Consider the following 12,250-nt stretch of genomic DNA (forward strand, 5'->3'; position numbering starts at 1 on the left):
CGCTGCCCGGCCGGGGAGGCCGGTTCAGACCGGCTGGCGGGGCGACGTCCGGCGCGGTGAGAGACGCTTGATGATGCGGCCGAAGGCATGGACCTGCTGGGCAACGACGCCCAGACCGTAGCGGCGCGAACGTCCCGCGGGGGCGGGCAACTGGTCGCGAATGCCGGTCGGCTCCACCGTCTTTTCCCACGATGCTGTGCGGAACAGCATGTCCCACCACGGGAAGAGCACGCCGAAGTTGCAGCCATAGCGTGTGCCTTCGTGTCCGTAGCCGATGGCGTGATGGCGACGATGGAACGTCGGGCTCACGATCAGGCGCTCGAGCACAGGGCCGTATGGCAGGCGGGCGTTGACGTGCTGCACGCTTTGCAGGAAGTTGCCCACGGCCACCAGCACGACGTACTGCGCAGGCTGCACGCCGATGAACAAGGCGATGGCGGCGAAGAACGCGGCCTGAAAGATGTCGTCGAGGAAGTGGTTGCGGTCGTCCGACCACAGCGACATCTGCTGCTGGCTGTGATGCACGGCATGCAGTTCCCACCACACGCCGAAGCGATGTTGCCAGCGGTGATACCAATAGCCCGCGAAGTCGAGCACGGTCAGATACAGCAGGAACGACACGATGGGCTGGTCGGTCACGCCAGGAACTAGGCCGTCCAGATCGACGCTGGGCAGCCCGTGAATCACCATCTGGCTCTGCAACTCGTTAAAGAACGGCTGCAACACCACGAAGAACAGCAGATTCAGAATGCCGAGCTTGGCGATCCACGTGTAGATGACGTCCGCCCGTACCTGCTTGCGGTCCTGCCACTGCTCGACCGGACGCAGCGCTTCGAGCGGGCGCAACAGCATGTACGTCAGGCCGACCTGCAATACGCCGATGATCACCAGATAGAGGGCATCGTAGATATCGTCGTCGTAACCCATCAGGTTGAAGTGGAACAGCAGCGGCTGCACCACATCCACATAGACGAGCGTCTGGACGGCGGAAATGCCGCTGTCGACGCAGTTGAGGGCTTCCTGAATCATCTGTCGGCCTTATCAGTCAGGATTCGGCGAGAGAACCGGGGCGCGGTCGGCAAAATAGATGCCGTGCGGCGAACGGTTCACAGCAATGGTGTCGACCAGCTTGCGCGTCGTCAGGTCGATCACGCCAACGTGGCGGGCAAATCGGAACGTTACCCAAAGATAGCGTTTATCTGCGGACAATTCCATATCGTCGGGTCCCGGCATGAGACCGGTGAGGTCGGCCACCTTGGTCAGCGACTCGTAATCGAGAATGCTGATGGTGCTTTCCACGCGGTTGCTGACCGCGATATGGCGGCCGTCGGACAACGAGCGGAAGTTGTGTGCGCCACGACCGGTCTGGATGCGCTTGACGACCTTCTGCGCGCGCCAGTCGACCACGGCCACGTCGTCCTCGCCCGTCATGCCGACGAGCAGATACTTGTCGCCGGGCGTCATCCACAGGCCCGCCGGCGTCTTGCCGACCGGCATGCGCCATTTCACCGTCTGCGTCGCCAGATCGATGGCGGCCAGCTCGCCCGAGTCCTGCAGCGTGACGAACACCGTCTTGCTGTCGGACGAGAACGTCATGTGGCTCGGGGTCTTGGCCAGCGCAATGCGCTTGGCGACGGTGACGTTTTCACCGTCGTAGTGATACAGATCGACGCGGTCCAGGCGCAACGCTGCCGTCACGAACCACTTGTGGTCAGGAGAGAAGCCGAGCTGGTAGGGATCGTCGATATCCGCGACCTGACGCTGGAACTTGCCGGTGTTCGGGTCGAGGAACATCAGGCTGTTCGAGACCGAATTGGCCACGATCAGCGAACGTTTGTCGGGCGTAATCATCAGGTGATGCGGCTCTTTGCCCGTGGGCATCGTGCCAATGACCTTGTGTGATGCCTGATCGATGAGGGAAAGCTGCGCCGCCCCCGAGTCGAGCACGATGACCGTGCCCGCGTGGGCGGACGAGAACGTCAGCGGGAGTACGGCGGCTGCCAGCAGGGAGAGCGTCGCGACACGGGCGCGGCCGACCAGCCGGGAAAGCTTGGAGCGCTTGGAAGAAAACACCATGAATGCCTAGGGTCGAAAAACGTGACGTTCGCCGGTAAGCTTAACGTCGATTCTCACGTTAAACGCGCCAGACACCCCGTCCGTTGACAAGAAAATGGGACGAATTCGCGGCCGCGCACGATAGCATCAGGTGGCCTGATCAGGCTTCCTCAGGCGCAACGGTCGCGGGCCCGTCCCATTGCACCAGCAGGGCCAGTGCCTCGCGTGTCCAGTCCAGCCATCCTTGTTCGTAATGCACGCCAAGTCGCAGGATGTGACGTTGCAACGCGGTTTCGCGTGTCACCGGCGCGTCTGCCGGGAAGTCGCGTGCTTCGATGGCCTGATAGGCCGCCAGTTTCTGCGCGTGAAGCGCTGCGCGCCGCGCCAGTTCGGGCTGAAGCCGCAGGGAGCCGATGGCGGCGTCGGCGCGCAACCGGACCATGAGGTCGTCGCGCAAGTCGGACGGCTCGGTCGGCGTGGCAGCCCAGGCCAGGAGTTCGTCGCGGCCGCCGTCGAGCACCCTGTAGACGCGTTTGCGTGTGCGTCCCCCGTCCGGGGCGGCCGTCGAGACGATCCACCCGGCGGTCTCCATGCGCGCCAGTTCGCGATAGATCTGCTGATGCGTGGCGTGCCAGAAGAAGCCGATGGACTTGTCGAAGCGGCGGGCGAGATCGTACCCCGAGGAGGATTTCTCCAGCAGGGAGGTCATCAGGGCATGGGCGAGCGGCATGCCCGGTAGTCTAGGGATTCTAATCGCACTATGCAACGGGTTGCATAGTGGTCGGGACACGCTAGAATCGCCATCGAACTATGCAACCGGTTGCATAACCGGTCATACACGTGGTCACCCCCATCCCACAAGCCCCACGGCCCGTTATCGCCGGGCCGGACGACGAGAGAGACAACCATGAGCGCGACAACCGGCTATCCCCACCTGATGCAGCCCCTGGATCTGGGCTTTACGACGTTGCGCAACCGCGTGCTGATGGGTTCGATGCACGTTGGACTGGAAGAGGCACGTAACGGCTTCGCCCGGATGGCCGAGTTCTACGCCGAGCGCGCCCGTGGCGGCGTGGCGCTGATGGTGACGGGCGGTATCGCACCCAACGAGGCCGGGCGTCCGTATGCGGGGGGCGCCAAGCTCAGCACCGAAGAGGAAGCGGACAAGCATCGTGTCGTGACCGACGCCGTTCATGCCGCCGGCGGCAAGATCGCCATGCAGATCCTGCACTTCGGTCGATACGCCTATCATCCCGATCTCGTCGCCCCGAGCGCCTTGCAGGCCCCCATTACACCGGCCAAACCTCGCGAGCTCACGCGCGACGAGGTCGAGGCGACCATCGACTACTTCGTGCACTGTGCGACACTCGCGCAGCGCGCGGGGTACGACGGCGTCGAAATCATGGGATCCGAGGGGTATCTGATCAACGAGTTCATTGCCGCGTGCACCAACCATCGCACCGACGAATGGGGCGGCAGTTACGAGAACCGCATGCGCTTCCCGGTGGAAATCGTTCGCCGGGTACGTGAGCGCGTCGGGCGCGAATTCATCATCATCTACCGTCTGTCGATGCTCGATCTGGTCGAGGGCGGCTCCACGTTCGACGAAGTCGTCCGGCTCGCCCGCGCGATCGAGGCGGCCGGTGCAACGCTAATCAATACGGGCATCGGCTGGCACGAAGCCCGTATTCCGACGATTGCCACGAGCGTGCCGCGCGCCGCTTTCGCATGGGTGACGGGCAAGCTCAAGGGCCACGTGGGCATTCCGCTCATCACGACCAACCGCATCAATATGCCGGATGTGGCCGAGCGGATTCTGGCGGACGGCGAGGCCGACATGGTCTCGATGGCGCGCCCGCTGCTGGCCGATCCCGAATTCGTGAACAAGGCGGCCGCAGACCGTGCGGAGACGATCAACACGTGCATCGGCTGCAATCAGGCATGTCTCGACCACACTTTCAGCGGGAAGATCACCTCGTGTCTGGTCAACCCGCGTGCGTGTCACGAGACGGAGTTGCGCATCGAGCCGGCCGGGCGACGTCGCCGCGTGGCGGTCGTCGGTGCGGGGCCTGCAGGATTGGCGGCGGCCACCGTGGCCGCGAGACGCGGACACGACGTCACGCTCATCGAAGCCGATGCCGAGATCGGCGGCCAGTTCAATATGGCCAAGCGCATTCCCGGCAAGGAAGAGTTCTTCGAGACGCTGCGTTACTTCCGACACGAGCTGGACGCCAGCGGCGTCAACGTTCGATTGAACACACGTGCGACGGTGGATTCCCTTCGCAGTGGCGGTTATGACGACGTGGTCCTCGCGACTGGCGTTCTGCCGCGTACGCCGGACATCGAAGGCGTGGACCATCCGAAAGTGCTGCGCTATATCGATGTGCTTCGCGGCGGTGCCAAGGTCGGCAGAACCGTTGCGGTGCTCGGTGCGGGCGGTATCGGTTTCGACGTGGCCGAATTCCTCACGCAGGCGGGCGAGAGCGCCACGCTGGTGCCTGAGAAGTTCTACGCCGAGTGGGGCATCGATCCGTCGTACGCCCATGCGGGTGGGCTGCGTCCTCCCGTTCCCGGGACCTCGCCCCGCAAAGTCTTCCTGATGCAGCGAAAGACCTCGAAGGTCGGCGACGGTCTGGGGAAAACCACCGGCTGGATTCACCGTACGTCGCTCAAACATCGCGGCGTGGAAATGATCCCGGGCGTGACCTATCGGCGTATCGACGACGAGGGGCTTCACGTCACCATTGACGACGCACCGCACGTGCTGCCCGTTGACAACGTAGTTTTGTGCACGGGCCAGGAACCGCTGCGGGAATTGGCGGAAGGGTTGCAGGCGGCGGGTATGCGTGTGCATGTCATTGGCGGGGCCGACGTGGCGGCGGAACTTGACGCGAAGCGCGCCATCAAGCAAGGCACGGAGCTGGCGGTCGACCTATAAGTTTAGGGAGCTGCGCGGGGCGCGTCATACCGTTGTGCGACAATGGCGCCTCGCAATTCCTGCCTTGCTCAGGCGGTTTTCGCGATGCCAAGCGTATGTGCCGAGTGCCGGGCACGACGTTTCCGAGGCATGCCCCGGATTGCCGCCGTCACGGGGCATCCGTCGCGGCTTCAGTGGAACTCCGTACCGTGTGGCCGACGGTGTCATCGTCAATGAAGCGCAAGTTACTTTCGGCCATTTCGCTCACGGGCCGTCTCCGGTTACAGAATCTCGCCATCGTCTGCGCCGTCGTCGTGCTTTGCAGCGGGCTGCTGTGGGTGACGTGGGGAACGTACCGGCAGGCCAGCGACGCAGCGCTTGCGCTCGACGCCTTGCGCGCGACGTTGCTTGCGATGGAGAAGGCGTCCGCCGAGCGCGGGCCGGCGAATGCCGTTCTGGGCGCGGATCTCCCGCTGCCCGCATCGTCTGTCACTGCCTTGCGCAACGCGCGCGAAGCGACCAATGAACGACTTCAGGAACTGCTCTCGGCGCTGTCTTCGGACGACTGCAACCAATGTGCAAGCGGTCTGCGCGCCGTCGAGCGCGCGCGGCTCGATCTCGCTGCGGCCAGTGCGAACGTCGATCTGCTGGTGCAGCGTCCGCGCGAAATGCGCAGCGACGCCGCCGTGCGCGATGCCGTCGAGCGCATGGTTCGCGTCATCGCCGACTTCACGCCCGTGGCGTCGTCGCGCATCGATATCGTGTCGCGCGGCGCACCGGACGCACTGCATTACGTCATCCTTGCGCGTCTTGCGGCCGATCTCCGGGAGTACGCCGGACAACTCGGATCGCACTTCACCGCCGCACTCACCACCCGACAGACCCTGACCGAAGCCGATCAACGCGCCATCGAGCGCACGCTCGGCCGTATCGATCAGTTGCGCGACATGATCGTTGCACGCGTCAACGAACCGCCGGAACTGGGGCCCGACTCGCTGAGCGCGCTGAACGCCCAATTCGTCGCGACGGGGCTGCATTACGTGGCGACGGTCCGCACGCTGGCCGCGCAGCCCAAGCCGCCCGTGCTCACAACGGCGGAGTTCGCCCGCCGGTACGTGCCGACGATGCGCGCCATCACGGACCTGCGCGACCGCATGCTGCGGCTTGCGCAACGCAAGGTCGAGTCGCAACGCGCCCGGGCGCTGCGCTGGCTGATCCTGACGTCGTTGGCGGAAACGGTACTGGTGTTCGTCATCATCGTGGCGATGCGCAACTTCCGGCGCACCGTGGTGCTGCCGTTTGAGTCGGCAACTCGCTTCGTCGACGATCTCGCACAGGGTAATCTCGATGCAACGGTGCCGGTCGACGGTGTGCCGATGAAGCGCGCACAGGTGCGCGCCGTGTTCGACGCGTTGCGTGTGCTGCGGCTGAACGCCGTCGAACTGGTGCAATTGCGCCGCGAGCGCGCGCGACTCGTTGGCGAACTGGAGATGAGTTCGGATACCGATCCGCTCACACGCCTGATGAACTGGCGCGCCTTCGAGCGTCAGGCGCATGCGCTGTGTGCGATGCGTACGCCTGGCCACATTGCACTGATCAAGTTCGATATCGACAACTTCACGCAACTCAATGCCGCGTGGGGCCACAGCGTGGGCGACGACGTGTTGCGCCGTGTAGGTGCCGTCTGTCTGAATACGTGCCAACCGGGGGACGTCGTGGCGCGGCTGGGCGCTGATGCGTTCGTGATTCTGGCACGCGTGCTCGACGAATCGCGCGCCCGGCAGTTCGCGGAATTGCTGCGCGGACGCATCGAAGCCACGACGCTCGCCTTGCCGAACGGGAAGACGCTGACGCTGACCGCCAGTTTCGGCATTGCGATGACAGATCCCGCCGCCTTCGACGTCACCGGCACGGGCACCGGTGCACCGGCGAGCGTGTCGGCTTTGCTGAGTCAGGCGGAACGCCAGTTACACGCGGCACGTCAGGTAAAGCGGCACGCGGCGGGGTAAGCGCCGACGCCCGCACCCCCCCGTCACAGACGATTACGGCCACTGCGGCGTTGCCATTCCCAGGGCCAGCGCAGGTAATGCCCAGTCGACGGGCGTACCCGCCACCGACATCGGCGTGGCGACGCGTCGGACCGGCCCCCACGACGTGTCCTCGACGCGAGGCGACAAATCGCCTGCCGTCTCGGCGGCCAACGGTGGTGGCGCGTTCTCCGCCGTACGGTGCCTCACAAGCAAGCTGGCCGTTCTGGCCAGCGACGCCTTCACCGAACTTCCAACCCCCTGTGTCTGACGAAGCGCCAACGCATGCACGGCCGCCGCCGCCATCAGGTAGCCGGTTGCGTAATCGATGCCTTGCCCGGGCAACGGCACCGGACGTTCGGCACCGGCAGCATGCATCCCCGCGTCGGCAATGCCTGCGCTCATCTGCAGCAGACTGTCGAAGCCGCGTCGCGCGGACCACGGCACTTGCCAGCCATAGGCGTCGAGCGAAACGTCGATCAACGTCGGGTTGAGTTCGCGGCGGCGCGCGGCGCCCAGTCCGAGCCGTTCCAATGCGTCGGGACGATAGCCGTGAACGACGATGTCTGCGTCACGCAGCAATCGCTCAAGGGCTTCGCGCCCATCGGCTTGCTTTAGATCGAGCCGTGCACAGCGTTTGCCGAGCACGACTTCCGGCACCGTGCCGGGTTCGTCCCAGCCGGGCGGGTCGATGCGCAATACCTGTGCGCCGAAGCCCGCAAGGAAACGTGTGGCCGTCGGCCCTGCGAGGATGCGAGTCAGATCCAGCACGCGAATGCCGCTCAGCGGCCGTTCGCGCATCGGCTGCCACGTGCTGCGTCGCGTGTTGCCAGCGCATCCGGCGTCGAACGTCTCCCAATGCAGCAAGGGTTCGTTGGCGACGGCCATCCCTTGTGGGTGCGCACGCCATTGTGCGAGCGAACGCATGGCGCCAGCGCAACCGCCTTGCGTCACGACGGCCGCTTCGAGCGCGTCGGCCTGCCACGTCGAGACGATCCGGGCGACGGCGTCTCTGTCGGCTTCCACACCCAGTACCGCGAGTGCGGCCGCACGATGATGCGGGGCGTTGGTATGCAGTCGAATCCAACCGTCGGCCGTCCGATAGTCGCCCGCAATCGGATCCCACATAGGCGCTGACGACCAGCCCTGTGCGCGCAACGACGTCTGAAACCAGAACGACGCGAGTCGCCGGTCGACACTGACTTGCGGTGCCGCGGTGTGTGGGCTCAGGCCGTAGTCGCCCGCAGCGCCTGTCGTCAGACCGGCGACGGCGAGTGTCGCCGTAGCGATCGAGGCGGTCGCGAAATCGGTGTACGGAAATGTGCAAGGCAATGCACCGGCGCCACTGAGCGTCAGAGCGGTCGCCGCATGCTTGCCGCCGTCGACGGCATGGCGCATCTCGCACAGGTAGGACGCGACGACACCGGTGTCTTCCGCCAATGGGAGCGCAAGATTGGATGTCGCGGGGGAAGTCTCTGAAACAGGGGAACGCATGGGAAGTCCTCGAACGATTCGATACGCGGCATCGCAATGAGTCGCAATGCAAGACTGCCGGCGCATTGAAGCTTAAGCCGATGGATTTTGTTGTCAATATTGATTAACTTAATCAATCTGTTGGTCTTCCACCGGTTTCCACGATGCAATACTTCACTGCGAAACAAGCGGCCGAGCATCTCGGCGTGTCGCTCCAGACCCTCTATGCATACGTCAGTCGTGGCCTGCTACATGCCGAGCCGGGCAAGACGCATCGTGACCGTCGCTATCGGGCGTCGGATGTGGAACGTCTGGCGACGCAACGCACGCGCGGACGCAAACCGAAGGAGGTGGTCAAAGCCGCGCTCGACTGGGGCATGCCGGTGCTGGAGTCGTCCATCACGTTGATCGAAGACGGGCGATGCTATTACCGCGGCCGCGATGCGTTGGAGATGGCGCAGACGGCTAGTGTCGAAGCCGCCGCGGCGTGGCTGTGGCAATGCGATGAGGCGTCGGCATTTGGGGACGATGCCACCGCCTCATTCAAGCGCCTCGTCGCCGACTGGCCCGTGATGCTGCTTGAGCGGTATCGCGAGCGCCGTGCCGAAGACGCACTGCTGCCTGCATTCACCGTTGCAAGCGACGACGCGTCCACCGCGATCTGGCAACGCGATCCCGTGCGCGTTGCGCAGGGCAGCGCCGAGTTGCTGCGTACGATGACGGCCTGCTTGTTGGGCACATTACCCAGCCACGCACCGATCCACGAACAGTGCGCAGCCGCCTGGGGTGTGAAAGATGCTGAGGGCGCCGACCTCATCCGTATGGCGCTGGTGCTGTGCGCGGACCATGAGTTGAACGCATCGAGTTTCACCGCTCGCTGCGTGGCATCGACCGGCGCGAGCTTGCGCGCGGCGATCGTCGCGGGCCTGTCTGCGTTGACCGGTGGCCGTCACGGTGGCACCACCGCCCGCAATGAAGCGATGTGGGATGAAGTCGGTGAGATCGATACCGCTGCGCGTATGCGCGAGCGGCTCGCGCGGGGAGAGAAGTTGCCCGGCTTCGGCCATCATCTCTATCCGGCGGGGGACGTGCGGGCGAGTGCGATGCTCGCGCGGGTGTTGCCTGCGCATCCCGCGTGGCAAACGATGCTCGACGCGGCGGACGCGCTGATCGGTCAACGCCCGTCGCTCGATTTCGCCCTCGTGGCGGTGCGCCGACACTTGGGATTACCGGTCGGGGCCGCGTTCGGTCTCTTCGCCCTCGGACGCACCCTCGGCTGGATCGCGCACGCCAGAGAGCAGCGCGAGAGTACGCAACTGATTCGGCCGCGTGCCGCCTATGTCGGCGCGAGGCCCGCCCCGTCGCTCGCCGAGGGGGCCTAAGTGAACTTAAGCGCCCTAATCGCCCTAAGCGCCCGAACGTCGCCCGAACACTGCCCGGTCACCGGCCCAGACGAGCGCCATGGTCGCGCCCATGAGCGGGAAAACGCAGCCGAGCGCCACCATGCCGACGGTCCATCCGCGCATCGGCGGACGCGTTTGCGGGCGCGACGGCGCGCCGAGCGTGCGTGCCGGACGGCGCATCCACCACATGATCGCGCCCGTCGTCGCCATGGCAAACAGCCCCATCGAAATCGCTGCGCACAACCATTGATTGGCCGCGCCGAAGTACCGGCCCATGTGCAGCGCGGTGCCGTACGAGACCGCCTGTGCGATGGCTCCGTAAGCGTTGTAATCGATGTCGCGAAGCACGCGACCGCTGTACTGATCGATGTGAATCGTGCGCTCGGCCTTTGGATCGGCAGGGAAGTACGACACGGTATAGACGCCATCCGGGCGCTTCGGTACGACGAGGCTATAGCCGCTTCGCACACCCAGACGCGAGGCAATGGCCATCACGTCGTCGACGGACAGCGCACCTTCTGCGCCCAACGCAGCGGGCGACAGGCCTGCGTCACCCGCGGCGCTGTGCCCATTGTGGGTAGCATGCTCGTCGGCCGCTTCCTTGGCGTCATGCGCGGCAGGGTTCATGCGGGGCATGGTCGTCATCCCGGCCATCTCCGACATTCCGGCCATTCCATCGGCACGTGCAGGTGGCGTGGACTGCGGGACCTGCGTGTTCCCCACCGCCCATGGAATCTGAGCGACAGGCAGGTCGTCCATTTTCATGGGCTTGACCGGCACCTGCGAACGCACGGGTGCTTCGCCCCATACGCCGGGTGGCGAGCCCATGCCGATCTTCGACGTCAGCACCTTGAACTGTGCCCCCCACGAGCCGGACCACGGCAGCCCGGAGAGCACGAACGCGAGTCCACCGGCGGCGAGCCACAACCCCGCGACGCCGTGCACATTGCGCAGCAGCGCACGTCCGCGCAGCTGCAAACGCGGACGCAATGCGTTCGCCCACGTTGCGCCCGCACGCGGCCACCAGAGCGCGAGACCGGTCACGAGCATGACGAGTGTCCAGCACCCGGCCAGCTCCATGAGCCATTCGCCGGGCTTGCCCAGCATGAGTGAGCGATGCAACGCACGCGCCTGCGCCATCAGCCGGTGTTCGACGCTGAGCGTGCCGAGCACTGCGCCGGTGTACGGATTCAGATAGACGCTCTCACGCGCTCCATCGGGCAAACGGAAGATGAATTCCGCGCTGCGCGTCGGATCGCGATTGACTTCGACGGAGCTGACCTTCGCGCCTGCGGGCAGCGCCGCCGCCGCGCGTTCCATCAGCGCCTGCTCGGCCAGACGCGGTTCGGTAGACGACGCGACGATCAGCCGGTCGTGATAGAGCCATGCTTCGATCTGCGGCTGAAAGACGTAAATCGTGCCGGTAATGGCGAGCACCATGAGCCAGGGCATCACGAAGAGACCGGCATAGAAGTGCCAGCGCCAGAGGGTGCGGTATTGACCGGCGGCGGTCGTCGATTGCGCGTCACGGGCGTGAGGCGTCGGGGAGTAGGGCGGATGAGAGGTCTGCATGTTGCGACGATTCCGTCTCGTGTCGCCACTGCATGGCAGCGGCGCGCGCATGCTGCTGGCGCAAGCGTCAGACAGGCATTGGGCGCGAATGGGGAGCGACGCCGTCACCGGGTGTGGCGAGGCATCGGACTGAACGCGAGATCAGGAAACGGCAGGCGGGGCACGCGCAGGCGGCGTGTAAGCGAATGGGATGTTGGACGGGACGGCATCCGCGAACGGTCCGGCGCGCGCCACCCATGCGAACGAGATCGCTCCGGCGAGCGCGGGCATGACGAGCGGCGGATGATTGGCGAGCAGCGAACAGTAGCCGCAAAGGTCGCCCTGATTCTCATGCGCGGCATGTGACATGCCTGCACCGTGCGTCGCATCGTCGTGCCCGTGAGTCGTGGCCGCCACTAGCATAGCGGCCGACGTGTGCGCGGCGCCGTCGATGGTACAGAACGCTGCGTCCAGCACCCGCGCCTGTCCGGCGCGATGCGCCGCGAGTCCCTGACTGACGATCGGCATGCAAATCGCCAGCCACATGGCGGCGAGGCCGAGCCATGCAGTGAGACGTTTGCGGGAAGACGATGACATGCGTCGGAGAACCGTAAATTGCGGTGGGCTGTGGGCGCTGCAGCCGGAATGCTATCACGCGAAGCGTCAGATCATGCCCGCCGCCTCGTCGAACGTGTGGGCTGGCCGCCACGGACGCGTCGCGAGCAACGTTTCGAACGCGTCCGACGTGGCGAAGGTGATTCACGACGCGGTCGCCAGCGTCAAGTAAGACGCATCGTTCGGGGGACGGGGCGGCCAGCGTCGCT

10 protein-coding genes are annotated in these 12,250 nt (G+C 65.2%); 4 read left to right on the forward strand and 6 right to left on the reverse strand.

Going from position 1 to position 12,250, the window contains the following annotated elements; all coding sequences use genetic code 11:
* Positions 1-24: 24 nt before the first annotated feature.
* The 3 genes from MB84_RS11690 to MB84_RS11700 form a co-directional block, all read right to left on the reverse strand.
* Positions 25-1,029 (reverse strand): sterol desaturase family protein, encoded by a 1,005-nt coding sequence (locus MB84_RS11690; protein WP_046291904.1) that lies wholly within the window; start codon positions 1,027-1,029, stop codon positions 25-27.
* A gap of 12 nt (positions 1,030-1,041) precedes the next feature.
* A complete protein-coding gene (locus MB84_RS11695) occupies positions 1,042-2,076 on the reverse strand; it encodes a YVTN family beta-propeller repeat protein (protein WP_046291905.1) in 1,035 nt (344 codons plus the stop codon).
* Positions 2,077-2,215: 139 nt separating this feature from the next.
* Positions 2,216-2,785 (reverse strand): PadR family transcriptional regulator, encoded by a 570-nt coding sequence (locus tag MB84_RS11700; RefSeq protein WP_046291906.1) that lies wholly within the window; start codon positions 2,783-2,785, stop codon positions 2,216-2,218.
* A gap of 177 nt (positions 2,786-2,962) precedes the next feature.
* On the opposite strand from MB84_RS11700, the gene MB84_RS11705 reads away from it, so the two are divergent.
* Positions 2,963-4,993 carry an NADPH-dependent 2,4-dienoyl-CoA reductase gene (locus tag MB84_RS11705; RefSeq protein WP_046291907.1) on the forward strand — a complete coding sequence of 677 codons (2,031 nt, stop codon included), beginning with the start codon at positions 2,963-2,965 and terminating at the stop codon, positions 4,991-4,993.
* Positions 4,994-5,205: 212 nt separating this feature from the next.
* Entirely contained in the window at positions 5,206-6,981 is a 1,776-nt protein-coding gene (locus tag MB84_RS11710; RefSeq protein ID WP_169834999.1) for a GGDEF domain-containing protein, read from the forward strand.
* A gap of 33 nt (positions 6,982-7,014) precedes the next feature.
* Here the strand turns inward: MB84_RS11710 and MB84_RS11715 are convergent, their stop codons facing one another.
* A complete protein-coding gene (locus tag MB84_RS11715; protein WP_157122895.1) occupies positions 7,015-8,397 on the reverse strand; it encodes a CoA transferase in 1,383 nt (460 codons plus the stop codon).
* A gap of 239 nt (positions 8,398-8,636) precedes the next feature.
* On the opposite strand from MB84_RS11715, the gene MB84_RS11720 reads away from it, so the two are divergent.
* Positions 8,637-9,854, forward strand: a complete 1,218-nt coding sequence (locus MB84_RS11720) for a citrate synthase family protein (RefSeq protein ID WP_046291909.1) — start codon at positions 8,637-8,639, stop codon at positions 9,852-9,854.
* Between the two features lie 24 nt (positions 9,855-9,878).
* On the opposite strand, the gene MB84_RS11725 is transcribed toward MB84_RS11720, so the two are convergent.
* Positions 9,879-11,447 carry a PepSY-associated TM helix domain-containing protein gene (locus MB84_RS11725; RefSeq protein WP_046291910.1) on the reverse strand — a complete coding sequence of 523 codons (1,569 nt, stop codon included), beginning with the start codon at positions 11,445-11,447 and terminating at the stop codon, positions 9,879-9,881.
* A gap of 141 nt (positions 11,448-11,588) precedes the next feature.
* On the reverse strand, positions 11,589-12,023 hold the full coding sequence (locus tag MB84_RS11730; protein WP_052653216.1) for a DUF2946 domain-containing protein: 435 nt from the start codon (positions 12,021-12,023) through the stop codon (positions 11,589-11,591).
* Between MB84_RS11730 and MB84_RS11735 the strand changes: the two genes are divergently transcribed.
* Positions 12,022-12,213 carry a hypothetical protein gene (locus MB84_RS11735; RefSeq protein ID WP_046291911.1) on the forward strand — a complete coding sequence of 64 codons (192 nt, stop codon included), beginning with the start codon at positions 12,022-12,024 and terminating at the stop codon, positions 12,211-12,213. The genes MB84_RS11730 and MB84_RS11735 overlap by 2 nt on opposite strands.
* The last annotated feature ends 37 nt before the right edge of the window (positions 12,214-12,250 follow it).

The sequence above is a fragment of the Pandoraea oxalativorans genome (assembly GCF_000972785.3).
GTDB lineage: Bacteria > Pseudomonadota > Gammaproteobacteria > Burkholderiales > Burkholderiaceae > Pandoraea > Pandoraea oxalativorans.

Coding starts and splice junctions, on each gene's coding strand:
- MB84_RS11735 (WP_046291911.1), top strand. CDS start 12,022: ATGCGTCGGAGAACCGTAAATTGCGGTGGGCTGTGGGCGCTGCAGCCG.
- MB84_RS11695 (WP_046291905.1), bottom strand. CDS start 2,076: ATGGTGTTTTCTTCCAAGCGCTCCAAGCTTTCCCGGCTGGTCGGCCGC.
- MB84_RS11720 (WP_046291909.1), top strand. CDS start 8,637: ATGCAATACTTCACTGCGAAACAAGCGGCCGAGCATCTCGGCGTGTCG.
- MB84_RS11710 (WP_169834999.1), top strand. CDS start 5,206: ATGAAGCGCAAGTTACTTTCGGCCATTTCGCTCACGGGCCGTCTCCGG.
- MB84_RS11690 (WP_046291904.1), bottom strand. CDS start 1,029: ATGATTCAGGAAGCCCTCAACTGCGTCGACAGCGGCATTTCCGCCGTC.
- MB84_RS11730 (WP_052653216.1), bottom strand. CDS start 12,023: ATGTCATCGTCTTCCCGCAAACGTCTCACTGCATGGCTCGGCCTCGCC.
- MB84_RS11725 (WP_046291910.1), bottom strand. CDS start 11,447: ATGCAGACCTCTCATCCGCCCTACTCCCCGACGCCTCACGCCCGTGAC.
- MB84_RS11700 (WP_046291906.1), bottom strand. CDS start 2,785: ATGCCGCTCGCCCATGCCCTGATGACCTCCCTGCTGGAGAAATCCTCC.
- MB84_RS11715 (WP_157122895.1), bottom strand. CDS start 8,397: ATGCGCCATGCCGTCGACGGCGGCAAGCATGCGGCGACCGCTCTGACG.
- MB84_RS11705 (WP_046291907.1), top strand. CDS start 2,963: ATGAGCGCGACAACCGGCTATCCCCACCTGATGCAGCCCCTGGATCTG.